The organism is Psychromonas sp. MME2 (genome assembly GCF_040566515.1).
Taxonomy (GTDB): domain Bacteria; phylum Pseudomonadota; class Gammaproteobacteria; order Enterobacterales; family Psychromonadaceae; genus Psychromonas.
Genome location: NZ_JBEWXI010000007.1, coordinates 194,678 through 219,515 on the forward strand (window position 1 = coordinate 194,678; position 24,838 = coordinate 219,515).

At 40.0% G+C, this 24,838-nt stretch carries 22 protein-coding genes and 1 pseudogene; 20 read left to right on the top strand and 3 right to left on the bottom strand.

Annotated features, from left to right (window positions below; all coding sequences use genetic code 11):
- Position 1: 1 nt before the first annotated feature.
- From ispC to tilS, 11 genes and pseudogenes are all read left to right on the top strand, one after another.
- A complete protein-coding gene (ispC, locus tag AB1A03_RS07960; protein ID WP_354624133.1) occupies positions 2 to 1,201 on the top strand; it encodes a 1-deoxy-D-xylulose-5-phosphate reductoisomerase in 1,200 nt (399 codons plus the stop codon).
- Positions 1,195 to 2,571, top strand: a complete 1,377-nt coding sequence (gene rseP / locus AB1A03_RS07965; RefSeq protein WP_354624134.1) for a sigma E protease regulator RseP — start codon at positions 1,195 to 1,197, stop codon at positions 2,569 to 2,571. The genes ispC and rseP overlap by 7 nt, the downstream gene beginning before the upstream one ends.
- Before the next feature lie 187 nt (positions 2,572 to 2,758).
- Positions 2,759 to 5,180: pseudogene (bamA, locus tag AB1A03_RS07970) on the top strand (outer membrane protein assembly factor BamA).
- Positions 5,181 to 5,270: 90 nt separating this feature from the next.
- Positions 5,271 to 5,705: an OmpH family outer membrane protein gene (locus AB1A03_RS07975; RefSeq protein WP_354624135.1), complete on the top strand. Its 435-nt coding sequence runs from the start codon at positions 5,271 to 5,273 to the stop codon at positions 5,703 to 5,705.
- A 90-nt stretch (positions 5,706 to 5,795) separates the two neighbouring features.
- Entirely contained in the window at positions 5,796 to 6,824 is a 1,029-nt protein-coding gene (lpxD, locus tag AB1A03_RS07980; RefSeq protein WP_354624136.1) for a UDP-3-O-(3-hydroxymyristoyl)glucosamine N-acyltransferase, read from the top strand.
- Positions 6,825 to 6,828: 4 nt separating this feature from the next.
- A complete protein-coding gene (gene fabZ, locus AB1A03_RS07985) occupies positions 6,829 to 7,281 on the top strand; it encodes a 3-hydroxyacyl-ACP dehydratase FabZ (protein ID WP_354624137.1) in 453 nt (150 codons plus the stop codon).
- Positions 7,281 to 8,069, top strand: a complete 789-nt coding sequence (lpxA, locus tag AB1A03_RS07990; protein WP_354624138.1) for an acyl-ACP--UDP-N-acetylglucosamine O-acyltransferase — start codon at positions 7,281 to 7,283, stop codon at positions 8,067 to 8,069. Before fabZ ends, lpxA begins: the two co-directional genes overlap by 1 nt.
- Before the next feature lie 73 nt (positions 8,070 to 8,142).
- Complete coding sequence (gene lpxB / locus AB1A03_RS07995) at positions 8,143 to 9,285, top strand: lipid-A-disaccharide synthase (protein WP_354624139.1); 1,143 nt, start codon at positions 8,143 to 8,145, stop codon at positions 9,283 to 9,285.
- A gap of 18 nt (positions 9,286 to 9,303) precedes the next feature.
- The gene (gene rnhB / locus AB1A03_RS08000) at positions 9,304 to 9,918 is read left to right on the top strand and encodes a ribonuclease HII (protein WP_354624140.1); all 615 of its coding nucleotides are present in this window, start codon (positions 9,304 to 9,306) and stop codon (positions 9,916 to 9,918) included.
- A gap of 12 nt (positions 9,919 to 9,930) precedes the next feature.
- Positions 9,931 to 13,449: a DNA polymerase III subunit alpha gene (dnaE, locus tag AB1A03_RS08005; protein ID WP_354624141.1), complete on the top strand. Its 3,519-nt coding sequence runs from the start codon at positions 9,931 to 9,933 to the stop codon at positions 13,447 to 13,449.
- A 163-nt stretch (positions 13,450 to 13,612) separates the two neighbouring features.
- Positions 13,613 to 14,842, top strand: coding sequence for a tRNA lysidine(34) synthetase TilS (gene tilS / locus AB1A03_RS08010; RefSeq protein WP_354624142.1), 1,230 nt, complete (start codon positions 13,613 to 13,615; stop codon positions 14,840 to 14,842).
- Here the strand turns inward: tilS and tesA are convergent.
- On the bottom strand, positions 14,839 to 15,438 hold the full coding sequence (tesA, locus tag AB1A03_RS08015) for a multifunctional acyl-CoA thioesterase I/protease I/lysophospholipase L1 (protein WP_354624143.1): 600 nt from the start codon (positions 15,436 to 15,438) through the stop codon (positions 14,839 to 14,841). The two genes, tilS and tesA, sit on opposite strands and share 4 nt — an antisense overlap.
- On the opposite strand from tesA, the gene AB1A03_RS08020 reads away from it, so the two are divergent.
- From AB1A03_RS08020 to AB1A03_RS08035, 4 genes are read left to right on the top strand one after another with little or no spacing between them, the layout of a single operon-like run.
- Entirely contained in the window at positions 15,437 to 16,123 is a 687-nt protein-coding gene (locus AB1A03_RS08020) for an ABC transporter ATP-binding protein (RefSeq protein WP_354624144.1), read from the top strand. The genes tesA and AB1A03_RS08020 overlap by 2 nt on opposite strands.
- Positions 16,116 to 17,351, top strand: a complete 1,236-nt coding sequence (locus tag AB1A03_RS08025; protein WP_354624145.1) for an ABC transporter permease — start codon at positions 16,116 to 16,118, stop codon at positions 17,349 to 17,351. The genes AB1A03_RS08020 and AB1A03_RS08025 overlap by 8 nt, the downstream gene beginning before the upstream one ends.
- A complete protein-coding gene (locus AB1A03_RS08030) occupies positions 17,348 to 17,989 on the top strand; it encodes an ABC transporter permease family protein (protein WP_354624146.1) in 642 nt (213 codons plus the stop codon). Before AB1A03_RS08025 ends, AB1A03_RS08030 begins: the two co-directional genes overlap by 4 nt.
- Positions 17,986 to 18,534, top strand: coding sequence for an FtsX-like permease family protein (locus tag AB1A03_RS08035; RefSeq protein WP_354624147.1), 549 nt, complete (start codon positions 17,986 to 17,988; stop codon positions 18,532 to 18,534). The genes AB1A03_RS08030 and AB1A03_RS08035 overlap by 4 nt, the downstream gene beginning before the upstream one ends.
- 54 nt (positions 18,535 to 18,588) lie before the next feature.
- On the opposite strand, the gene AB1A03_RS08040 is transcribed toward AB1A03_RS08035, so the two are convergent.
- Complete coding sequence (locus AB1A03_RS08040) at positions 18,589 to 19,485, bottom strand: GGDEF domain-containing protein (protein WP_354624148.1); 897 nt, start codon at positions 19,483 to 19,485, stop codon at positions 18,589 to 18,591.
- Positions 19,486 to 19,656: 171 nt separating this feature from the next.
- Here AB1A03_RS08040 and AB1A03_RS08045 point away from each other — a divergent pair, with 171 nt between their 5' ends.
- The 3 genes from AB1A03_RS08045 to AB1A03_RS08055 are packed head-to-tail and all read left to right on the top strand — an operon-like array spanning position 19,657 to position 21,619.
- Positions 19,657 to 21,105 (top strand): cation:proton antiporter, encoded by a 1,449-nt coding sequence (locus AB1A03_RS08045; protein ID WP_354624149.1) that lies wholly within the window; start codon positions 19,657 to 19,659, stop codon positions 21,103 to 21,105.
- A gap of 38 nt (positions 21,106 to 21,143) precedes the next feature.
- Complete coding sequence (locus AB1A03_RS08050; RefSeq protein ID WP_354624150.1) at positions 21,144 to 21,359, top strand: hypothetical protein; 216 nt, start codon at positions 21,144 to 21,146, stop codon at positions 21,357 to 21,359.
- A complete protein-coding gene (locus AB1A03_RS08055) occupies positions 21,296 to 21,619 on the top strand; it encodes a TrkA C-terminal domain-containing protein (RefSeq protein WP_354624151.1) in 324 nt (107 codons plus the stop codon). Before AB1A03_RS08050 ends, AB1A03_RS08055 begins: the two co-directional genes overlap by 64 nt.
- A gap of 150 nt (positions 21,620 to 21,769) precedes the next feature.
- Here AB1A03_RS08055 and AB1A03_RS08060 read toward each other — a convergent pair whose 3' ends face one another.
- Positions 21,770 to 22,963: an NnrS family protein gene (locus tag AB1A03_RS08060; protein ID WP_354624152.1), complete on the bottom strand. Its 1,194-nt coding sequence runs from the start codon at positions 22,961 to 22,963 to the stop codon at positions 21,770 to 21,772.
- Positions 22,964 to 23,006: 43 nt separating this feature from the next.
- Here AB1A03_RS08060 and frsA point away from each other — a divergent pair, with 43 nt between their 5' ends.
- Together frsA and crl are read left to right on the top strand one after the other, a co-directional pair.
- Positions 23,007 to 24,266, top strand: a complete 1,260-nt coding sequence (gene frsA, locus AB1A03_RS08065) for an esterase FrsA (protein ID WP_354624153.1) — start codon at positions 23,007 to 23,009, stop codon at positions 24,264 to 24,266.
- A gap of 45 nt (positions 24,267 to 24,311) precedes the next feature.
- The gene (crl, locus tag AB1A03_RS08070) at positions 24,312 to 24,707 is read left to right on the top strand and encodes a sigma factor-binding protein Crl (protein WP_354624154.1); all 396 of its coding nucleotides are present in this window, start codon (positions 24,312 to 24,314) and stop codon (positions 24,705 to 24,707) included.
- Positions 24,708 to 24,838: the final 131 nt, after the last annotated feature.

The following is a 24,838-nucleotide window of genomic DNA, read 5'->3' on the forward strand; positions in this document are numbered from 1 at the left end:
TATGAAAAAACTGGCCATTTTAGGTGCGACAGGATCTATTGGAGCAAGTACACTCGCAGTTTGTCGCGCTAATCCCGAGTTATACAAAATAACGTTATTGGGGGCGTCGACTAGCGTTGATAAAATGTTTTCTCTGTGTCAAGAATTTCGCCCTAGCTATGTTTCAATGAGTGATTCAGTCAGTCGATTATGTTTGGCTGAGTTGTGTAAACAAGCTAAATTACCCTGTCATATACTCGATAGTGAATCTGAACTGTTACAATTACTTGCTAGCAATGAAATTGATAGTGTGATGGCCGCAATCGTCGGTGGTGCTGGTTTGAAAACGACGATGGCCGCTGTAAACGCAGGTAAGGAAATATTCTTAGCCAATAAAGAATCATTGGTCATGTCAGGGGCTTTGTTTATTGAGGCTGTATTAAAATCGGGCGCCAAGTTATGGCCAGTGGACAGCGAACATAATGCCATTTATCAAGCGCTATCCCCTGAACTACAAACTAGCATCGGCGCCTGTGATTTAAATGCTGCCGGTGTTGATAAAATATTGTTGACCGGCTCTGGCGGGCCGTTTCTTAACAAGACTCTTGCTTCATTCTCAGAAATTACCCCCGCATTAGCAGTTAAGCACCCTAATTGGTCGATGGGACAAAAAATATCTGTCGATTCCGCAACGATGATGAATAAAGGGCTTGAGTATATCGAAGCGCGTTGGTTATTTAATGCATCACAGGAACAGTTGCAGGTTGTTATTCATCCTCAGTCCGTCATTCATTCAATGGTACAGTACAAAGATGGCAGTGTGATTGCACAAATGGGGAATCCCGATATGCGCATTCCTATTGCCTATGTAATGGGCGGTAATAGGCGAATTAACAGCGGGGCGGGGGCTTTTGACTTTTCCTCCGGTGTTAATTTTACCTTCGAAAAGCCTGATTATGCGCGTTACCCTTGTTTGAAATTGGCGATAGATGCCTGTTATCAAGGGCAGCATGCTACCACGATACTAAATGCAGTTAATGAAATCGCCGTATCTGCATTTTTAAATAAGCAGATTAAATTTACACAAATTTCACAGCTTGTTGAGCGCGTCCTAAATTTGACTGCGCATCAAGAGATAACAGCTATTGAAGATTTGTTGTTTGTCGATGGCGATGCCAAGCGCCAGGCTAAAGAGATAATTAAAAGAGATATTTTATGTTAGGTGGTTTATGGAATTTGGCGGCATTTGTTATCGCCTTAAGTATTCTAGTTGCTATTCATGAGTTTGGACATTTCTGGGTAGCTAGGCGTTGTGGTGTTCGGGTGCATCGTTTTTCTATCGGTTTTGGCAAAGTACTTTATAAACGTATTGACCGTTTTGGTACTGAATTCGTCATTGCAGCGATTCCACTTGGCGGCTATGTGAAAATGTTAGATGGCCGTGTTGAATCCGTTGCCGATGATGAACAACAATATGCGTTTGATAAAAAGAGTGTATGGCAACGTATTTCGATAGTTGCTGCAGGTCCATTGGCAAATTTTTTACTTGCCATCATTGTCTTTGCGATGATGTATATGATTGGAGTCAATAGCAGCAAACCTATTATTAATGACACTATCGTTGATAGCCCCGTTAGTATTGTTAAAAGTGCAACACCTTTTCAAGTTATTGCTATCAATGACCAGAAAATAAATGACTGGGAAGAACTTAACTTAGCACTCGTCGCGCAAATTGGCGAAAATGCTTTTAATATCACCGTTCAACCTGTAAATAGTGATAATAGCTTAACTGCTAGTGAACCTTCACAAACATTTGTGGTCTCATTACAAAATTGGGCATTCGATGCCAAAAAAAAGTCGATAATCTCAAGTTTAGGATTTATTCCTTATTTTCCTAATATTCATCTTGAGATAGCAGATGTCGTTGAAGGAGGGGCTGCACAGAGAGCGGGCCTACAAGTAGGGGATAAGTTACAAGCTATTAACGGCGTTAAATTAAGCGATTGGAATGAATTTGTTGAACTAATTCAGAAAAATGCTAATCAAACGCTGAAAGTTGAAATTGAAAGAGGCACAATGACCTCGCTATTAAACTTGACACCAGATGCAAGGCGGGTAGAGTCGGATTTGTTGCAAGGTTATATTGGGGCTGCACCATTAATTGATTCATTTCCTGAGTCATACCGTGTTAAATTACAGTTTTCACCGATTGATGCTGTTATTAAAGGGGTAGAAAAAACTGCACAGTTAACAAAATTAACCTTTGATACGCTCGTTAAATTGATAACGGGTGATGTTGCGATTACCAATTTGAGTGGCCCTGTTTCCATTGCCAAAGGCGCTGGAATGAGTGCCAACTACGGTATTGAATATTTTTTAGGTTTTTTAGGTTTAATTAGTGTTAATTTGGGGTTAATGAATTTAATACCCCTGCCTGTATTGGATGGAGGGCATCTGTTTTATTATTTTGTTGAGCTAGTAACTGGAAAACCTATTCCCGAGAAAGTTCAGGAAATTGGTTTTAAGGTGGGGGCTGCACTTTTAATGATGTTAATGAGCGTCGCCATTTTGAATGATTTTAACTTACTGTAAAGTGAACGGTTGTATGAATTGCACTACATTACTTTATTAACTGCGATTATTACTTAAATAATAATTATATCGTGATCGCGAATGGTTTTTTCCCTGTGTTGAAACTTGTGATTATATAAGAAAACGGCCTCTAGCGCGTTGTATAAAAAAACACCAATATAAGTGTTGCAAAGGACTAACGAATAAAATGATCAATAGACATCTATTTATAATTGCATTCATTATCAGCAGTTGTTTTTCTCTCTCTGTCGCTGCTGAGAAATTCACCATAAGCGATTTACAGTTTAAAGGTTTACAAAGGGTAACATTGGGTGCTGCTTTGTTAAGTTTACCTATTCGAGAAGGTGATACGGTTGATGATTATGATTTATCTAAGGCGGTAAAAAAGCTTTATGCCAGTGGGCACTTTGACGCAATTGAGTTATACAAAGAAGGCGATGTTCTGATATTTAAAGTGGAAGAACGTCCTACTATCAGTAATATTGATTTGGTTGATAATAATAAGTTAACTGAAGAACAGATTCTTGATTCTTTAAAAGCATCTTCAATTCAAGTGGGTGAAACATTAGATAGAACAACGCTTGCAGGTATCGCTAAAAGTCTCGAAGATTTTTACCATAGCGTTGGTAAATACAGTGCACAAGTTGATACAAAGGTGACGAATCTACCACGTAATCGAGTCTCTTTACAGTTCGTTTTTCATGAAGGATTAACAGCGAAAATCGAACAAATTAACATTGTTGGTAACACTATTTATTCTGATGAGCATCTCCTCAAACGTTTAACGTTAAGTGATTCTGGTGGTTGGTGGGACTTTTTTGCAGATGATAATTATCAAAAGCAAAAATTGGCGGGTGATTTAGAGGTCATTAAAAGTTATTACCTAGACCGTGGTTATATTCGCTTTGCTATTGATGAAGCACAAGTTGCATTAACACCAAATAGAAAAGGTGTCTATGTCACTGTCAATATTAAAGAAGGTGACATTTACAAAGTTGCTGATGTTAAATTCATTGGTAACTTATTAGGGAAAGATGATGATATTGCCTCGCTTATTCCCTTTAAAAAAGGTGATGTCTATTCCGCATCTGAAATCTCATTTGCCGAACAGAGTATCAGCAAATATTTTGGTCGTTTAGGTTATGCATACCCTGAAATAACGACCTACCCCGAAATAGATGATGAAACGAAGACCGTTGCGGTTAACTTTTCAGTTGAGCCAGGACAACGTGGTTATGTTCGCCACATCAATATTTCTGGAAATACAGTGACCAAAGATGTCGTGTTACGTCGCGAATCGACGACAAATGGAAGGTGGTTGGTTATCTAGTGAAAAAATAGAGTTATCTAAAACGCGATTAAATCGCCTTGGTTTTTTCTCCAAAGTGGATATTGAAACTGAACGACTTTCCGATGATTTGGTTGATGTTGCGATTAAGGTAGAGGAGCAACCTTCAGGTTCATTTAATGCGGGGGTTGGTTTCGGGACAGAGTCTGGTTTAAGTTTGACTGCTGGTGTGCAACAAAATAACTTTCTTGGATCGGGTGATAAAGTCGCTATTGAAGCGAAAAAGAATGAATATAGCATTGGTGTTAATCTTAGCCATACGACTCCCTATCTAACCAAAGACGGTGTGAGTGGCGGCGGTCGTATTTATTACGATAAATTTACAGCTGGCGATGCTAATATTGTTGATTATACCAATACCACTTATGGTCTAAGATTGAGTTCAGGTTTCCCAGTTAATGAAACCAACCGTTTGGGCTTCAGTATTGGTTGGGAGAATAATGGTATTTCACAGTTAAAATCCTATGAGCAAATTAGTAAATTTTGGAGCATCTACAGTTCTGAATTAGATTCAGATGGAACGGTTAATTTCCAAAACTTTGATTTTACTGCAAGATGGACGAGAAACACGCTTGATAAAGGTCAGTTAGCTACGCAAGGTATGAAACATACCTTAGGGGGTAAAGTCACTATTCCAGGCTCTGATTTACAATATTTTAAAGTTAATTATGATTTTAGTAATTACCAGCGTATTACTGAAGATGGCGATTGGACAACACTAGTTCGTTTCTCTGCGGCTTATGGTAATGGCTATGGAACACATAAAGGCCAAGACCAAGTACTGCCTTTCTTTGAAAACTATTTTGTCGGTGGTTATAGAACCATACGTGGTTTTGAAAGTAATACAGTAGGACCTCGTGCTATTTATAAAGGTAGTGATGGTGGTAATAGTTCAATTGTTGCAAGTAATAGCGCTGTCGGTGGTAATGCGAAATATACGATTAGTGGAGAAATAATTTATCCGCTCCCATTCTTAGATGAAGCATATACACGCCAAGTACGTAGTAGTATTTTTGTTGATGCTGGTGAAGTATGGGATACTGAATATGACCATAGTTACTACAGTCAATTAAGTTGTTCTTATAACTGTGACTATTTAGGTGATTATTCAAAACCAGGGCGAATTCGAGTGTCAGCTGGAACGCAGTTAACTTGGATTTCACCAATGGGACCACTTATTTTTACCTTAGCAAAACCAATTAAAGAATATAAAGGCGACGTTAGTACAATTTTCTCATTCAATATAGGTGAAACTTTCTAACTTTATTTTTATCAATATAATTTGCAAATGGTAACCTTCATATTCTCGGTTATCATTTCTGACTCTTTACTTATTTTAAGGAATTACAAAATGAATATGTTTTTTAAGGCAGTGACATTAGCAGTTGCATTAACATCGGTATCAACATTCAGTGCTGCTGAAAAAGCAGACAAAATAGCGGTGGTTTTCCCGAGCAAAATTATGCAACAAACTCCTCAACGCGAAAGAATCATTAAACAGTTAGAGAAAGAGTTTAAAGGGCGCTATGAAGAGTTGCAAAAGTTAGGTAAAGAAATATCAACACTTGAAACGACCCTGAATCGTGACGCTGAAATGATGGCTGAAAGCGATTTAACGAGTATGCAACGCAACATTGAAGTGAAGGTTTCTGAATATAAATTAAAACGTAAAGCATTTGAAGAAGATAATCGTCGTCGTCAAGGTGAAGAACAGCAAAAGGCGCTTAATATGGTTCGAGATGTTATCAATGCTGTGGCAGAAAAAGAGGGATATGATTTATTTTAAATGGTGAACAAATTGTATTTTCTAAACCTTCACTAGATATTTCCGATAAAATCATTAAAGAAATTAGCAAAAAATAGATAGGTTATTGCAATGAAATACAGTTTGCAGCAGTTAGCTGAGCTATTAAATGGTCAGCTAAATGGGGAGCCCGCATTAATGATCGGTCGCCTTGCCACCTTTGATAACGCTGGCCTAGGCGATATTACATTTGTCTCCGATAAAAAATTACTTGCTAAGCTAGAGCAATGTCAGGCTAGTGCCATTGTCCTGCCTCACGAAGCAAAAGCGTATTACCAAGGCAACGCTATCTTTATGGATAATCCCTACGTAGGCTATGCATTATTGGCTAAACTATTCGATACAACACCTAGTTTACCCATTACGATTGCAGCATCTGCGAGCATTCATCCGACGGCTGAAATTGGTGAAAATGTTGCCATTGCGGATAATGTTGTCATCGAAGCTGGTGTCAAAATTGGTGACAATTGTCAAATATCAGCAAATGTAGTGATTGCTTTAAACTCAAATATCGGGCAGCAATGCAAAATTTACCCTAATGTTACTATCTATCATGATAGTCAAATAGGTGACCGGACTTGCATTCATGCCAATAGTGTTATCGGGGCAGATGGCTTTGGCAATGCACCCCACCAAGGGAAATGGGTGAAAATACCACAAATTGGCAGAGTGATTATTGGTGACGATGTTGAAATTGGCGCTTCGACCACTGTAGATCGTGGTGCGTTATCCGATACTATTATTGCTAATGGCGTCAAAATTGATAACCAATGTCAGATCGGACATAATGTCTGTATTGGAGAAAATAGCGCAGTAGCAGGCAGTACTGGCATCGCAGGTAGTGCCAAGATAGGGAAAAATTGCATTATTGGTGGTGGCGTCGGAATGAATGGACATATTAATATTGCTGATAATGTTATTATTACTGGTAACACCATGGTTGTGCGTAGTATCGATGAACCTGGTATCTACTCCTCTGGCGTACCAGCACAAAAAAATAAAGATTGGCGTAAAACGACTGCGTATACGTTAAAAATAGACAGTTTATTCAAGCGGGTAAAAGAGCTTGAGAAAATATTCAAAGAAAAAAATAAAGGATAACAACGTGAGCAATGAGTTAAATTCGCTAGATATTAAAGAGATAATGGATCTTTTACCACACCGCTACCCCTTTTTACTGGTTGACCGAGTATTAGATTATGTACCGCGTGAAACCTTGCATGGTGTTAAAAATATCTCTTTTAATGAGCCTCAATTCCAAGGTCATTTTCCGGGAACACCGGTTTTTCCTGGTGTGATGATTGTTGAAGCATTAGCACAGGCTACAGGCATACTTGCTTTCGCAACTTTTGGTAAGCCTGCTGATAATGAACTATATTTCTTAGCATCTGTAGATAAAGTACGTTTTCGTAAACCCGTTGTTCCTGGCGATATTTTACATTTACATGTCATCTATTTAAAAGATCGCCGTGGTATGGGAAAATTTGAATGTGTCGCAAAAGTTGATGGTGAAATCGTTTGCGAAGCAATGATCATGTGTGCAAGAAGAGAAATCTAATGACAGATTCAACGGCATTAATCCACCCAACGGCGATTATTCACGAAAATGCAATAATCGGTAAAAATGTTCAAATTGGTCCCTACTCTATTATTGGCGATCGTGTTGAAATTGGTGATGATTGCTGGATCGCCCCACACGTTGTCGTAAAAGGCCCAACTAAAATGGGTAAAGGTAACAAGATATTTCAATTTGCTTCTGTGGGGGAAGATTGCCAAGATTTAAAATACAATGGCGAAGAGACTTTTTTAGAAATTGGCGATAATAACGTTTTTCGAGAAAGTTGTACCATTCACCGTGGTACTGCACAGGATCAAGGAACGACGCGCATTGGTAACAATAATTTATTAATGGCCTATGTGCATGTAGCCCACGATTGTATTCTTGGTGATAATATTATTTTATCGAATAATGCAACGCTAGCAGGGCATACCAAACTTGCGAATAATGTTATTATTGGCGGGTTATCTGCCTTACACCAATTCACTCGTGTTGGTGAATATGCAATGATTGGTGGTTGTTCAGCGGTTAACAAAGATATTCCACCCTATTTTATGGCGAGTGGAAATTATGTCCAAGCACAGGGAATTAATTCTGTTGGTCTAAAACGTCGTGGTTTTAGCAGTGCGGCGATTATGGAAATTAAACGGGCATATAAACTGCTCTGTCGCCAAGGACTTACGCTTGAGCAAGCAAAAATCGAGATTGCCGCAAAATTAGATAGCTGTCCTGAGCTAAAAGTATTATACGATTTTATTTGCGCAGAGAGTCGCGGAATTGTACGGTAAACTTGATAGTTAAAGTTATCTTAAAAGGCTCGTTGGAGCCTTTTTTTTTAACTATTAAATGAAGAAGAGTTGTATGACTAAACCATTAAGAATTGGAATAATCGCAGGTGAAGCATCTGGTGATATATTGGGCGAAGGGCTAATTAAAGCGCTAAAATGCCATTATCCTGATGCTATTTTTGAAGGTATCGCGGGCCCAAAAATGATTGCGCAAGGATGTAATGCATTATATCCACTGGAAGCTTTATCGGTGATGGGGATTGCTGAAGTACTGGGCAAGTTACGTAGTATTTTAGCTATTCGTAAAGGCATTATTAACTACTTTATTGATAACCCTCCTGATATTTTTATTGGTATTGATGCACCTGATTTTAATTTAACGGTTGAGCTTAAATTAAAGCAACGCAATATCAAAACAATTCATTATGTCAGCCCATCAGTGTGGGCGTGGAAACAGTGGCGTATCCATAAGATAGCCAAAGCCACCGACTTGGTATTGGCTTTTTTGCCCTTTGAAAAAGCCTTTTATGATAGGTTTAATGTGCCCTGTAAGTTTGTTGGTCATACCCTTGCAGACCAGCTTCCTATCCAGCCTGAAAAAAATATTGCACGGCAAAAACTCGGGCTTAATGAACAGGATAAAATATTAGCGATATTACCTGGCAGCCGTAAAGCTGAGGTGCAAATGCTTTCGCCAATATTTTTGCAAGCTGCAGCGATTATTGGAGAGCAATTCCCAGCGCTTAAGTTTATTGTGCCAATGGTCAATGCGAGACGAAAAGCGCAATTTTTATCATTGAAAGCAGACTATGCAGCTGGATTGGATATACGCGTCTTTGATGGTCAAGCCAGTGCCGTATTGCAATCGGCCGATACAGTATTACTCGCATCGGGTACTGCCGCTCTGGAAGCGATGTTAGCGAAAGCGCCGATGGTTGTTGCCTATCGAGTTAATTGGTTTACGGCGGTGATCGCGAGATTACTGGTTAAAGTTAAATTTACTTCTTTGCCTAATTTAATTGCCGATAAAGCCGTTGTGAAGGAGTTAAACCAAGAAGATTGTACAGTCGAGAACATTGTTGCAGAATTGCAGCGTTTACTAAGCGAAGATAACCAAGAATTAATCAATACATTTAGTGAGTTACACCAATTAATAAAGTGTGATGCTGATAAACAGGCGGCTCAAGCCGTTGTCGATTTATTGAAGACCCCATAGTGATGAGTAGAGATGAGCATGGCAAAATCTGAAACGTTTTACCCCGATATTATTTATCCAAATTATCAGCTGATTGCCGGTGTTGATGAAGTGGGGCGAGGACCATTAGTTGGTGACGTTGTGACTGCCGCTGTCATTTTAGATGTAAATAACCCGATTACAGGTTTAACTGATTCTAAAAAGCTGAGTGAAAAAAAACTTGCTCTACTGTTTGATCAGATCCAAGAAAAAGCGTTATCTATTTCGATAGGACGTGCCACACCCTCCGAAATCGATCAATTGAACATTCTCCATGCGACTATGTTAGCGATGCAACGAGCGGTTGATAATTTAACAATAGAGCCTGAATTTGTTTTTATTGATGGTAATCGGTGTCCACAACTTACTATGCCCTGTGAAGCGGTAGTTAAAGGTGATTTGCGCGTTGCGGAAATAAGTGCGGCGTCAATTATCGCTAAAGTCACCCGTGATAGAGAGATGGTTGAGTTAGATCGCCGTTATCCGCAATATGGTTTTGCTAAACATAAAGGTTATCCCACTAAGGCGCATTTTCAAGCATTACAAACGTATGGCGTGATTGCCGAATATAGAAAAAGTTTTAAACCCGTACAAAATATTCTTGCGACCAAATAATCTAGAGATTTTATGTCAGATAGCCTAAATAACACGACCAGTATAGAGCCTAAATTTATTCATTTGCGCGTGCACAGTGATTATTCGATGGTCGATGGTTTAAGTAAAGTTAAACCTTTGGTAAGCAAAACGGCAGCGATGAATATGCCGGCATTAGCATTAACCGATCAAATGAATTTTTGTGGTCTAGTTAAATTCTATGGTGCAGCACATGCAGCAGGTATTAAACCGATAGTTGGTACTGACTTTTGGGTGCAAAGTGAGTTAATGGAAGGTGAGCAGTTTAGTCTTACGGCATTAGCCATGGATAATGAAGGCTATAAAAATATTACCGAATTAATTTCTAAAGCTTATTTACGTGGCCATGTCGCTGGTCGCGCTATCATAGATCAAGAGTGGCTAATTGAACATAACAAAGGTGTCATTTTACTCTCTGGTGCAAAAGAGGGGGATTTAGGAAAAGCGCTGTTAAAAGGGAATAGGCAACATGCCGAAGAGATCACTCACTTTTACCTGCGCCATTTTCCGCAGCGTTACTATATCGAGCTAATTCGTACCAATCGTCTTCATGAAGAAAATTACCTTCATCATGCCATTGCTTGGGCAGAAAAATACCAATTACCCGTTGTTGCAACCAATCAAGTTGTATTTGCGGAGCAATCGCTATTTGATGCCCATGAAATTCGAGTTTGTATTAATCAAGGGTATACACTCGGTGATGATCGCCGACCTAAAGCATATAGTCCTGAGCAATACCTGCGTAGTGAAGCGGAAATGTGTGCGTTATTTGAAGATATACCAGAAGCGCTTATTAATAGTGTTGAAATAGCAAAACGTTGTAATGTTACTTTACGTTTAGGCGAATATTTTTTACCCGATTTTCCAACTGATGGAATGCCAATTAATGAATTTTTTTGCAAGGTCTCACGTGAAGGGCTAGAAGAGCGTTTAGCGTTTCTATTTGATAAAAATAGTCCTGATTTTGCTGAAATTCGTAAGCCCTATGATGAACGTTTACAAATAGAATTAGATGTTATTAATAATATGGGCTTTCCTGGCTACTTCTTGATTGTGATGGAGTTTATTCAATGGAGTAAAGATAACAATATCCCAGTTGGGCCTGGTCGAGGATCTGGTGCGGGATCATTGGTCGCCTATGCACTGAAAATAACCGATCTCGATCCGCTCGAGTTAGAGCTATTATTTGAACGATTTTTGAATCCTGAACGTGTTTCAATGCCCGACTTCGATATCGACTTCTGCATGGATAGACGTGATGAAGTTATCGATCACGTTGCTCAATTGTATGGCCGTGATGCGGTCTCACAAATTATTACCTTCGGTACAATGGCATCTAAAGCCGTTATTCGCGACGTTGGGCGTGTATTGGGTCATGCCTATGGCTTTGTCGATGGCATTTCTAAACTTATTCCCCCCACACCGGGTATGACGTTGGCAAAAGCCTTTGTAGAGGAGCCGCGTTTACAGGAACGCTATGACGGTAGTGATGATGTTAAAGAGTTAATTGATATGTGCCGAATTCTTGAAGGCACAATCCGTAATGCCGGTAAGCATGCTGGTGGGGTAGTTATTTCGCCCACGACGATCACCGATTTTGCTCCGTTATATTGTGATGAAGAGGGTAATAACCCCGTTACCCAGTTCGATAAAAATGATGTTGAATATGCCGGTCTGGTTAAGTTTGATTTCTTGGGACTGCGGACGCTCACTATTATTCAGTGGGCGCTGGATATGGCTAACGCCCATAAAAAAGCACGTGGTGAAGAGCCTATTTATATTGAGCGAATTAGCCTAACCGAACCGGCTTGCTTTGATTTATTAAAACGTTATGAAACAACGGCTGTTTTTCAACTAGAATCGCGTGGTATGAAGGATTTAATACGTCGCCTTCAACCTGACTGTTTTGAGGATATGATCGCCTTAGTTGCCCTATTTCGTCCGGGCCCCTTACAATCTGGGATGGTAGATAATTTCATCGAACGTAAACATGGTCGAGAAGTTGTCTCTTATCCCGATGAAAAATGGCAACATGAGTCACTAAAAGGTATTTTATCACCGACCTACGGCATTATCTTATACCAAGAACAAGTTATGCAAATTGCTCAGGTGCTCTCTGGTTATACGCTCGGTGGTGCGGATATGTTGCGCCGTGCAATGGGTAAGAAAAAACCGGAGGAGATGGCTAAACAGCGAGCAACCTTTGAGCAGGGCGCTATTGAAAATGGTATTGATGGTGAGCTTGCCATGAAGATCTTCGATTTAGTGGAAAAATTTGCAGGGTATGGTTTTAATAAATCGCACTCTGCTGCCTATGCATTGGTCTCCTATCAAACATTATGGATGAAGACCTTTTATCCTTCCTATTTTATGGCGGCAGTCATGTCTGCTGATATGGATAATACCGAGAAAATCGTTGTCTTGGTTGCTGAATGCCAAAGTATGGGATTAACGATCGGTCCGCCCGATGTTAATGAAGGGGTCTTTAAATTTAATGTTGATCAAGACCTGCGTATTGTCTATGGGATTGGTGCCGTAAAAGGGGTTGGTGAAGCGCCTGTCGAAGCAATCATAGAAGCGCGTGAGTCAGGCGGAAAGTTTACCGATCTTTTTGATTTTTGTAACCGTATTGACCTGAAACGTTGTAATCGACGTATTCTTGAAAAACTGATTTTGGCGGGCGCGTTAGATAAATTAGGACCGCATCGTGCTGCATTAATGGAAACACTACCCGATGCATTGCAATCGGCCATGCAGCATAAAAAAGCAGAATCTTTTGGCCAAAGCGATCTGTTTGGTGTCCTAACCACCGACAGTAATGAAGTTGCCCATAAATTTGCATCGGTTGCTAAATGGCCTGAAAAGCAGTGGCTAGCGGGTGAAAAAGAGACCCTAGGTTTATATTTAACAGGGCATCCAATCAACCAGTACGAAGCGCATTTTAGTGCATTCCATTGTACTAAGTTGGCCAATCTAGTCGCCAATCGTCGCGGTCAAAATAGCCGTGTTGCTGGTTTGATTTTAAGTATGCGCGTGATGGTGACCAAAACTGGTAAACGGATGGGCATTTTAACCTTAGACGATAAAAGTGCGCGTATGGAGATAACGGTATTTGCGGATCTTTTAGATCAATATGAAGCGTTGTTAGTAAGCGATAACGTTATCGTGATCCAAGGGCAAGTGAGCGAAGATTACTTTAATGGCGGTTTAAAGATGAATGCGCGTGAAGTGATGAGTATTGACCAAGCGCGCGAACGTTTTGCCTGTAAATTACGTTTAAAAATACATTATCAACAAGTTGGCGCTGACTTTCAAACGCAATTAAATGCCGCTTTAGAGCCTGCTATGGGGGGATTATGCCCTGTTTATATCGAGTATACTAACCAACAAGCGCAGGTTGAACTCTCTCTTGGATTAGCGTGGTCAGTGACGCCGTCGGATGATTTGTTATTCGCCTTAGCTCGTCTGCTGGGGGAAGAAAATGTCACCTTACATTTCGACCATATTGCTTAATGGATTAATGAAATTTATAAAATGAACAAGCATGATTTATTCACAACATTCAGGCAGCAATTAACTTCTTTGACTCTACAAAATGGAGGCGATTTTCACATCGCCTTAAGCGGCGGTTTAGATTCTATTGTGTTATTGCACCTTTTTTCACGTCTACGTGAACGTGATAAAAAGAATCGCTGTTTTTGCCCATCATATTAATCACGGACTGAGTGAGAACGCACAATGCTGGAGTGATTTTTGTGCCGATTATTGTCGTCATTTACAAGTGGGTTTTACTCTTACGAAGGTACAATTAAATAAAAAAAATCGTATTAGTTTAGAAGCGCTTGCACGCGAAAAGCGTTATCACGCTTTGCAAAAAAACTTATCGGAACAGAGTTGTTTAGTGACCGCTCACCATCAAGATGATCAATTGGAAACGGTCTTATTAGCCCTTAAACGCGGCTCTGGTATTACTGGCTTGCAAGGTATTCAAGGAAGACAAACGTTATCATCTGGTTTTCTAATCCGTCCACTGTTGGTTTTTTCTCGCGCTCAACTAGAGGAGTATGCAAGCTTATTTCAACTGCAATGGATTGAAGATGAGAGCAATAGTAATCAAGACTTTGATCGCAATTTCATTCGTCATAGCATTACGCCACTATTAAAAGGGCGTTGGCCTAGTATTGGTAAATCGGTGGCACGCAGCGCCTTTATTTGCCAAGAGCAACAACAGATCCTTGATGAACTCGCCGCGCAGGATCACGCCGCCGTGCTGTATTCCTGTTTAAATCAGCAGGCATTAACGGTTAGTGGCTTAAAATTGTTGAGCGTTGGTCGGCGTAATAACGTGTTGCGTTTATGGTTTAAATTGCAGCAGATAGATTATCCTTCAGCAACGCAGATGCAAGCTATTTGGCAGAATGTCGTGTTGGCAAAAAACGATGCCACGCCAATTATGCAATTTAAAAACTACTCGCTGCGCCGTTATCGTGACCATATTTATCTGCTAAAAGATCAAGATATCGCGATTAATCGCAGTGAAAAAATTTACTGGCAAGGGCAATCATTACTTAGTCTTGCGAATGATCGCATTCAGCTACAGTTGGCATTTTCCGAACAATGCGAAGCTGCAGACATGGTGATTAATTGCCCTAAAGATGCGCAAATAGAGATCTGTTTTCGCTCACATTTACCAACCAATCTACGTTGTCAACCCACAGGCCGACAGGGATCCCGTAGTATTAAAAAACTGCTGCATGAATACCATGTTGCGCCTTGGTTACGCGATTTAGTACCATTTATTTTAGTAAATGGCGAGTTAGCTGCTGCGGTTGGTTTATGGCAGTGTCAGATTACTAACGAAAGTTCTGAAATTGGCCAGTTACATATCAAGCTGTTAAATGATTAGAGATAGGGGGCTAACTCCTTGGCCATAAATTCAGCAATCCAAGGTTGTGCCTGTGGCGTTGGATGTAGCCCATCTTCCATCATCCATTGTGGTTTTTGTATCACCTGTTCAAGGAAAAAGGGCAGCAATGGAATTTGATTTTTTTCACTGAGCGAAATATAAAGTGAACTAAAAGCCGTTGTGTATCGTTTACCATAGTTAGGCGGGATATGAATTTGCATTAGCAGTGGTTGCGCATTTTGTGCTTTAATGAGTTGTATCATTTTTTGCAAATTTTCCTTGACGCGTGCGACGGGAAAACCACGTAATCCATCATTAGCGCCAAGCTCAATGAGTACTGAGTCAGGGGTATGTTGAGCCAATAGAGAAGGTAAACGGGCTAAACCATTACCGGTGGTGTCGCCAGATATACTTGCATTGATTATCTTTGCTGATTTACCAAGGGGTTGTAGTTGTTTATCTAACAATACAGGCCAACTTTCTTCACTGGACATTCTATAACCTGCACTTAAACTGTCTCCAACGATGAGTAAGGTCGTACTATTTACCATCGCTGAAAAGAGAAAAACAATAATACCAAGGGAAACTTTTGCCATGTCATCATCCATTATCAAAGTGAGTTCATTAAGTAAATCGGTCATTTCTAATGCCAGTGAATTATCTATATTAAACGATATCTCCTTTGAAGTCTTCGCTAATGAGAGTGTCGCTATTATTGGTACATCTGGTGCGGGTAAATCAACATTGATGACATTGCTATCTGGATTAGATACACCAACCTGTGGTGATGTTGAATTGCTTGGCGAGAACCTATCACAATTAGATGATGAGCAGCGTGCTAAAATCCGCAGTGAATCACTCGGTTTTGTGTTTCAAAATTTTTTATTGATCCCATCCCTAACGGCTCTTGAAAATGTCACGCTTCCAGCCATCTTACGCGGGCAAGGTGAAGATCGCCAAAGAGCACAGCAGCTTCTTGATTCCGTCGGTTTAACCGGCCGAGCAACCCATTTACCCGCACAGTTATCCGGTGGTGAACAGCAAAGGGTTGCCTTGGCGCGCGCATTTATGACGCAACCAAAAATTCTTTTTGCTGACGAACCTACGGGTAATTTAGACCAAAAAACGGCAGAGCAGATCATCGAGCTATTATTCGCCATGAATCGCAATCATGGCACAACGCTCGTGTTAATTACCCATGATCCCGCTTTGGCGCAGCGCTGCGATCGTATTTTGACAATCCACGCAGGTCAATTGTTGCAGGAGTCAAAGAATGGGTAACGTCATATCGGGTAAAAAAATGGTGCTACGTTGGAGTTTGCGGGAAATCTATCATGGACAGCTTTGGCCTGTCTTTGCCGCCCTCACTTTAATTGTCGCCTGTGTCGTTGCATTATCCGCATTAGCGTTACGTGTTGAAGGCGTTATGACAAACCATAGTCGCGCAATGCTTGCTGCAGATCTTGTATTTCATTCGGATACTCCAGCACCGCCATTATTACTAGAAAGTGCGCATCAGCTCAATTTAAACAGTTCAATACAAACCCGTTTTCAAACCATGGCCTTTAGTGATGAAGAGATGCAGTTGGTGAGTGTACAAGCGGTACAATCGAATTATCCATTGCGTGGCGAGTTAATACTAGCGGATGAGAATCAGGCAGTACACGAACAGGTTCAGCCAGGTGAATTATGGCTTTCAGAGCGGCTTTTTTCACTATTATCTGTCGCTGTAGGAGACCAACTTGACATTGGTGATGCGCAGTTCGTCATCTCTGGTAAGGTTGTTGAACAACCGGAACTTTCCTTTAATCCTTTTCGTGCGTTACCTAATGTTTTCATCCATCAAGATGATCTAACGAGAACCGGTGCGCTGCAAGTAGGTAGTCGTGTTCAATATCGTACTTTCTTTAGTGGAGAGGAGAGTGACTTAGCGCGCTTACAAGAAAATTACACCTTGCAACCATCACAACGTTGGCGCAGTGAAAATGCGCAAGGGCGGAGTGCCGATTTGATTGTTAAAGCGAAGCAGTATTTATCGTTAACGATCGTGATGGTTATTTTAATGGCCGCGGTAACACTTGTTTTAACGTGTTTGCATTATGCCGATAGCCGAACTGAAATGGTCGCCATGTTAAAAAGCATGGGGGCGAGTAAAACGTGGTTATCCGCTTGGTTATTAACGCAAATTGGTGTGATATTTATAAGTAGTTTACTGTTAGGGAGTTTGTTCGGCTTTATATTGGAGATCTTATTACGTCTTCCGTTAACGGATGTATTGCCGGCGGAGTTACCAAGTTATGGTTATTTACCTTTTTTGCTAGCTGCTAGCGTTGCTTTGTTAATCGCACTACCGTCACTGGGTATTCCCCTTTTGCGGTTACTAGATACTCCGGCGATTGCGGTATTGCAGGGAAAAAAAGTCTATCATCGAGTAAAGGGCGTTGGCTTGTTATCTTTCCGATTGCTGCTTTTATACTCTATTATGGAAATAATACGCTTGTATGGATGATTTTTGGGGCATTAATTACTCTGTTTTTGCTACTGGCATTGTGTAGTTATGGTCTTTTATATCTGCTTCATCAACGTCAATGGAATGCAGCGATGACATTGGCCTTAAGTCGAATTAGAAGATCGCCCAAACAGAGCATGATGCAGTTAGCTGCACTATCTGGTTCATTGATGTTAGTAGCGATTATTTGGTTGTTACGCCATGATCTGCTTGGAGATTGGCAACAAACGATGCCTGTTGATGCGCCTAACGTCTTTGCTATTAATATTGCACCAACTGAATATCGCGACTATTTACAACTGTTAGATGATAATAATGTTGCGCGATCTGCTGCCTACCCGATTGTCCGTGGACGGTTAACACAAATTAATGGTGTTGATATTAAACAGGCCGTGAGGCAAGAGCAGCAAAATTTCAATGTATTAAAACGAGAAATTAATTTTACTTGGGCGGAGCAGCTGCCTTCCTATAATGAAGTGGTTGCTGGGCAGTGGAGCGTTAAAAATGGTGTTTCGATTGAGCAAAGTGTTGCGCAGAATTTAGATATTAATCTCGGTGATAAATTAACCTTTACGGTGAATAGTCAAACTATTATGGCAAGTGTTAATGCTATTGAACGGTGCAATGGCAAAGTATGAAACCAAATTTTTATTTTATATTTACACCGGATATTTTACATGATCTACCTGCCACCTGGTTACTTAGTTTTCATATTGGCGAGCAGCAAAATACCTTATTAAATCAGCTTGGACGTGATTATCCCACGGTTAGCCTGCTAAATTTCCGTGTTATAGGGGAAAAAATACAATCATTATTAGCGCAAATTAGTTGGTCATTAACGGTGTTAGCAGCCCTAGGAGTGATCAGTGGTATATTACTTATTTTTACTTTGTTACGGCTAAGTCTGCAGCAACGTAGTCAAGAAGTTCTACTATATCGCACCTTGGGGGCGAGTCGAAAATATATTCGTCAAACTTTGCTAAGTGAATACGGCTTGATGGCGCTTTCAGCTGGCGTGATTGCTGCATTAGGTGCTGAAATAGTCATTTATAGTTTAATGAAATGGGGATTTCAATTAACACCGAGTTTGCATCTCAGTTTATGGTTTGCAGTACCCGCTATTGCCGTTATGATTGTCTTTATTAGTTTAAGCCGTGTAATTAGAAAGTTATTACGAACATGACAGTAGTGAACGCTAAAGGAGTTGCCAAATTATTGACAACTCCTTGCTTGGTTATTAATTGAGCGCTTTTTTGCGGGATAGTTTATTGACATATAAATTTTGATCGGCGATGGCAAATAGCTGATCTGCTGTTTGTCCCATTTGCCAATGACTAAAGCCAACGGCACAGGAAAAATTAATTTCCCGTAATAAATGGTTTTGATTGATCTCTTTAAATAAACGCCGAGTAACGATATTGACCGATTGCTGCTCACCTGGCTGCAAAATAATAACAAACTCATCGCCCCCTAAGCGAAACACCATGTCTGTCGTACGTACGCTCTTGGTTAATACCACTGCAAAATGTTGTAGAACCTGATCTCCCTTAAGGTGTCCAAGGGTATCGTTGATTATCTTGAAATCATTAATATCTAGTACGATGATAGATAAATCCTGTTCACATCGGTTGCTTTGATCGATGGCCCGCAAAATCGCTTCATCATAATAGGCTCTATTGCCGACATTGGTCAGGTGATCCTTAAATATCATCGCGTTAAGTTCTGATATCTTTAATACATAGCGCAGGTTAGGCACTAATAATATATGTAATTCGGTTAATATTTTACTCTCTTTCGTACCCAAAGGTTTACTGCTTTGGTAGGTAATCGCACCTATTCGCTCACCATTTTCCGTGCGCGATAAATTGAAGGTATGGCTATAATTAAATTTCTTTTCTAGTTTGATACTAAAGAAACCATGTGCCGATTGAAAACGAATATTAAAAGGGCGGACAAATCTTGCCACTAAGGTGGCAAAATTGTTCATTAATTCCTTTAATTGAAAAGATTCCTGCAATAACTCGATAGACAACAATTTATCCTCAGGCTTTAGCAAAGTATCATTGCTAAATACGGTGAATATCTTGTCGCTAAGCGGTAGTGTCTGAATTTTATCTTGTGTGGTTGCTTCCATAGAATACCCCGTTATTTGGCAAACCAATGATTTCCTTTATCCTGCTCCTATCTAAGCATGAACTATGCCAAGTAATATTGACAATTCGTTGTGTTTTTATTTTTAAGATGTTGGCTATGCTTAAAGGGATATTGGTTATCTGTTTTTTGGCAAAAAAAAAGGGGGAGCTAAGTGCTTAACGATCTTTTATTACTACTATTTTTTGCCATCATTAGTGTGATTATTTTCAGGCAATTACGTTTATCTAATATTGTTGCTTATCTTTTTACTGGCTTTGTACTTGGCCCGTCTCTACTGAATTACCTAGCCTCTTACCATGAGATAGAGTTGGTGGCTGAATTTGGTATTGTGTTTTTGATGTTTTCGCTGGGGTTGGAGTTTTCTCTAAAAAAACTGATTGATATGCGCCGTTCGGTATTTGGCGTAGGTATATTACAAGTTGTTGTTTCGTTTTTTCTATTTTTCGCATTAAGTCAATTGTTTGCCATGAGCTGGCAGGAATCCTTTGCCGTTGCCTCTGTGTTGACCATGTCTTCAACTGCTATTATCGTCAAACTTTTGTCAGACAAACAGCAATTACATTCACAGGTTGGTAAGTTGTCTATTGCCATTTTGCTGTTTCAGGATCTGGCCGTTGTCCCATTTTTAATTATTATTCCAATCATCGCTGTGCCTAATGTTGAAGGTGGATTAGTCGTACCATTATCCATTGCTGCGATGAAAGGCGGTTTTGCTGTTGCATTATTACTCTCCATTGGACATTGGTTATTGCCGCGATTTTTTTATGAAATGGGGCGGCTACGTTTCGATGAAACCTTTATTCTTTCAACACTATTTATTAGCCTGTTTGCTGCTTGGTTTACCCAAAAACTGGGTTTATCGATGGCGTTAGGAGCTTTTTTAGCTGGGATGATGCTTGCCGAGAGTCATTATCGTCACCAAATCTCTGCGGATATAAGGCCATTTAAAGATATATTAATGGCGATGTTTTTTATCTCTATTGGCACCCTGCTGAATTTTGATGTACTGCGCAATGATTTGAGCACGTTAATTTTAATCGTTTTTTGTGTGATGTTGGCAAAAGTTGTGACCATTACTAGCGCGGCATTAATTATGCGTGAAAAGCTTAAAACAGCCTTGGGAGTTGGTATCGCACTCGCACAAATGGGCGAGTTTGGTTTTATTTTAGTTGCTTTAGCCAATAAGTATCATTTGCTTGATGAACAACTATCTTCATTATTGATAGCAACTGGCGTGTTAAGTATGTCTTTAACGCCTTTATTGGTTAATTATAGCCAAAAAATAGCCGTAGAAGTGCTACACCATTCAGCCAAAGTATTTAATTTTCGCCAGCCTTTGCCTGGCCAATTTGCTAATCACACGATTATTTGTGGTTATGGTCGTGTTGGGCAAATACTGTCGCGTTTTTTAAGGGCAGAATCTCTGCCATTCATTGTTTTAGATAGAGATCCTCTGCGTGTTAAGGAAGCGCGAGAAGGCGGAGAGATGGTTGAGTTTGGTGATGCAAGCCGCCGTGAAATATTACTTATTGCGGGTATTGAAAAGGCAAAGTTGTTAATTATTACCTTTGATGATCTAAGCGCTCGATGGCCTTGTTAGGACAAATTAGACAAATAAACCCAAAGGTAAAGGTATTGGTGCGAACTAAAAATGACCAAGGAATAGATCAATTGCAGGAAGCTGGAGCTACGCAAGTTGTTCCTGAGGTGTTAGAGGGGGGGTTGATGTTGGTTGCCCACGTGCTATTTTTATCAGGTATTCCCCATCGTAAAATCATTGAGCGCTTGGATTGGAAAGGAAAAGTAAATATCAAAATTTACATGGCTTTTACTACGGACAAGATAGTCAATTAGAGAAGAATGCCTGGTTAATTGAGCAAATTCATGCCGTGGTTTTATCACCACAGTCACAAATGATAGGCAGTTACATCGCTGACTTTAGCTTGTCAGGTGTGATCATTAAATCATTACACAGAGCAGATGGTGAAGAAGTTATTCTTTCCCATGATACCCGCTTTGTAACGGGTGACACGGTCATATTACAGGGAGAAAAAGCGACCCTATTAGAAGCTGAAAGAATATTACAACGACAAATCCACGAATCGCCAATTTAATAGCAATCCGCATTATCTTGTTGGTTAAAAATAATAGATAACCGCGTTGCATTTAATCGTAAAAGCTAGCGATTACGATTAAATGCGCCTTGCTCTGTATCATTTTTCCTCAACATGCTATGACCATAATATTATGTGAATTGTTATAACCTACCCCGGGCGTTGATCAATTCGTGCCGACAGTAACATTTTGGCATAGCAGATAACAAACAGAACAAAGGCTGTGCACCAGAAAATAATCGACAACCAATACCCCATTATCGGAGAATTAGGTTGTATGTATGGATAAATGAGGCGTATTAAACCCGATATTGCTGTGCTCGCAAAGGCAATATTCATCCATTTTTCAGAAATTAATGGTCGCCCTGTATGGCCTAAAGAAACGCGACTTATCATTGCTAAAATAACGCCGCCAATACCACCAATAGCTGAAAGGTGTATCATGGTGATTGCGTTAATGGCGGGAATAAATAGTGCCATAGAATAGAGAATAAGTCCGATGGCAAGCAGTAAGTAACTTAAATGTAATGACCAAAGTAAAGGTACAGGCAAAGTTATTTGTGGTCGCCAGCGTATTAGGCGAATGCTGTTGCTGATTCCCGCGAGTAAAGCCAAATAGCCACTAAAGATATTTAGTGGCGTAAAAAAAACAGTGAATGCGAGTAATAGTAAAGGGAGTAGCGCGCAATACTCTAGTACTTTTATGGGTTGTACTTTTTCTGAGTCGGTTCCTTTGCTCGTAAAAAAGGGGATAACGCGTCCACCCATTACCGCGATAATAAATAACACTAAAAAAAGCATGCTCCAAATAGCATCTTGGGCGAGTAGATAATCGTATTTTTGAAAGGCGTAGAGGCTAATGCCATTTAATAGCGTCATGGCAAATAGTAATGGCACAAAAAATAGGTTACGCCACTGCTTTGCATATAATACAGAGCGTGCTAATACAATAGCTGCTAGCGGCATCCAACTTAGTTCTAAAATCATGGTTAGCCAATATAGGTTAGGTGGAAAAGTAAATATTGCAATACGTCCTAATAACCAAAGCGTGACTAAAGCGCCTAATTTATAGCCTTTTAGCCCTGGATGCCCCGTCCAGTTCTGTACTGCCGTTAATAGAAAACCTAAAATAATTGCGCCAGCAAAACCAAAGAGCATTTCATGGGCATGCCACAGTGTCGGGGGCAATTGCGATGGTAGCGTGATGGTAGCAAAGAGCAATAGCCCCCATGTGATTGCACTAAATATGGCGAATAATGTGCCAACTAAAAAAAATGGACGAAAAGCTAGCCGAAACAGAGGCAATAATTGCTGTTCTGTGTGATTGTCGGTAATCTGTAGCATAATTAATTCCTAATATTGGTCAATGTGGATTAGAGGGCAACTTATGTCAGAAAACTTATCAGAAGTACTTTTTAGCGATAAAATTACTGTTCAAGAAACGTCAACCATTATCGCTAATTCCAGCAGTAAAAAAAACCATGCAACGAATAATGTTATTATGGAAGGGGAGTTGCAAGATAACTGGTATCGTTTATTAAAGTTTATGCTTTGGGCTTGGCAAGGGCTGGATATCATAGATTGTTACGAGGTACTTGCACATATTACCTCCGCTACAAATAAACGTAGCGATCCGCATATTCTTGATAGTGTCACTGGTTTTCGATCGGGGAATTGGAACTATGAGTGGACACAAAAGGCCATGCAGTATCAAAAGCAAGCTAATGAGTTCGCTAAATTGGGACAACGGGAATCTGCACGAAAAGCCTATTATACCGCCTCGCAATTTTATAGTGTGGCCAGTTATCCGCATTTAAGAAACGATGAATTAGCAGGACAGTCTCAAGCGTTAGCATTTTCAAATTATCGTGAGTCTTTTAAATTCACCGACCAATATATTATTAAAGAGGTTAAGTTTCCCTTTCAAGGTAAAGATGTCATTTGCTATTTGCATTTGCCCGATACTGAGACCATTCATCCCGTGGTCATTGTTAGTGGTGGACTCGATTCTCTACAATGCGATTTGTTACCACTATTTGAAAAGGATTTGGCACCAGCAAAAATAGCAATGTTGACCGTTGACCTACCGGGTATAGGGTTGTCTACGCATGTTAAACTGAGTCAAGATTCATCCTCCCTACACCAGGAGATAATTCATCAACTGAAAAACGTTCCTTGGGTTGATCATAATCGAATCTCGTTAATGGGCATGCGTTTTGGTGGTAATATCGCCACAAGATTGGCCTTTTTAGAGCCTAAATCGGTCAAATCTGTGGTGGCAGTTGGGGCCGCAGTAGCAAGCTTATTTGATAAATTGGATAACTTTAAAAAATTGCCACCGATGTTGTTAGATTGTCTTGCTTCACGTATGCAATTAAATAATTCCGATGCTGAATTGCTTTATCAACATTGCGTTCCTTTCTCGCTAGTCACGCAAGGTTTATTAGGACGTAAACGTATCAATACACCGTTACTGAGTATTGGTCATAAAAACGATATCGTCTGTAATGAAAATGATTTGCGTATGATTGCGAGAACAAGCCACGAAGGGGAGTCTCATATTATTGATAAACCTCCCATTTTTGAATCATATTTGAACTCTTTACGGTATTCTAGTGAGTGGCTAGCAAGACATCTTGCTGAGTGAATGTTAAATTAAGCATCGATGAATCTCGAATAAGGATAGTTTTTCATGACAGTAAACAGTAGCAGTGGACCTTCACGAGGTAGATTATATAAATTATTTACCGATTTAGGACCCTATTTTCGTCGCCAAAGCTCAACGGATTCGACTTTCTTTTTTGATTGTTTAGAAATTTGTGTTGATGATAATAAAGAGCCTGAAGAGCGAGAGTTTTTAGGTTGGTCGATGTTAGTAACTTTAGATGAAACAGGATTCCGTTATCAACGCTTTGATGGTATTTATAATTTAGCGGGTAATTGGGTTGCATATCCACTCGATGAATCTCAAAAAATACAGATAGATAAGGCATTTGAGTTGTTTTTAACTCGTTTATCTAACATGCTTGAAGTGGAAGCAAGTAGCAAATTAATCGCCTTAGAAGAGGTTAGTTTAACCGAGGCATAATTAATTTTCGATCAAGCTGACGGCTATACGTGCGAAGCGATAATGAATAATGATATACTTGAAAACAGCAACGACATGTCGTTGCTGTTTTTTTATTGCTGGATAACCCCTTACGAAGAGTCTTTTTTGGC

Excerpts from the sequence above, each read along its gene's own strand:
- AB1A03_RS08040 (WP_354624148.1), bottom strand. The coding sequence starts at position 19,485 with ATGGAAGCAACCACACAAGATAAAATTCAGACACTACCGCTTAGCGAC.
- AB1A03_RS08020 (WP_354624144.1), top strand. The coding sequence starts at position 15,437 with ATGTCATCATCCATTATCAAAGTGAGTTCATTAAGTAAATCGGTCATT.
- rseP (WP_354624134.1), top strand. The coding sequence starts at position 1,195 with ATGTTAGGTGGTTTATGGAATTTGGCGGCATTTGTTATCGCCTTAAGT.
- dnaE (WP_354624141.1), top strand. The coding sequence starts at position 9,931 with ATGTCAGATAGCCTAAATAACACGACCAGTATAGAGCCTAAATTTATT.
- crl (WP_354624154.1), top strand. The coding sequence starts at position 24,312 with ATGACAGTAAACAGTAGCAGTGGACCTTCACGAGGTAGATTATATAAA.
- lpxB (WP_354624139.1), top strand. The coding sequence starts at position 8,143 with ATGACTAAACCATTAAGAATTGGAATAATCGCAGGTGAAGCATCTGGT.
- tesA (WP_354624143.1), bottom strand. The coding sequence starts at position 15,438 with ATGGCAAAAGTTTCCCTTGGTATTATTGTTTTTCTCTTTTCAGCGATG.
- lpxA (WP_354624138.1), top strand. The coding sequence starts at position 7,281 with ATGACAGATTCAACGGCATTAATCCACCCAACGGCGATTATTCACGAA.
- rnhB (WP_354624140.1), top strand. The coding sequence starts at position 9,304 with ATGGCAAAATCTGAAACGTTTTACCCCGATATTATTTATCCAAATTAT.
- AB1A03_RS08025 (WP_354624145.1), top strand. The coding sequence starts at position 16,116 with ATGGGTAACGTCATATCGGGTAAAAAAATGGTGCTACGTTGGAGTTTG.
- lpxD (WP_354624136.1), top strand. The coding sequence starts at position 5,796 with ATGAAATACAGTTTGCAGCAGTTAGCTGAGCTATTAAATGGTCAGCTA.
- AB1A03_RS07975 (WP_354624135.1), top strand. The coding sequence starts at position 5,271 with ATGAATATGTTTTTTAAGGCAGTGACATTAGCAGTTGCATTAACATCG.
- AB1A03_RS08060 (WP_354624152.1), bottom strand. The coding sequence starts at position 22,963 with ATGCTACAGATTACCGACAATCACACAGAACAGCAATTATTGCCTCTG.
- frsA (WP_354624153.1), top strand. The coding sequence starts at position 23,007 with ATGTCAGAAAACTTATCAGAAGTACTTTTTAGCGATAAAATTACTGTT.
- AB1A03_RS08035 (WP_354624147.1), top strand. The coding sequence starts at position 17,986 with ATGAAACCAAATTTTTATTTTATATTTACACCGGATATTTTACATGAT.
- AB1A03_RS08030 (WP_354624146.1), top strand. The coding sequence starts at position 17,348 with ATGATTTTTGGGGCATTAATTACTCTGTTTTTGCTACTGGCATTGTGT.
- ispC (WP_354624133.1), top strand. The coding sequence starts at position 2 with ATGAAAAAACTGGCCATTTTAGGTGCGACAGGATCTATTGGAGCAAGT.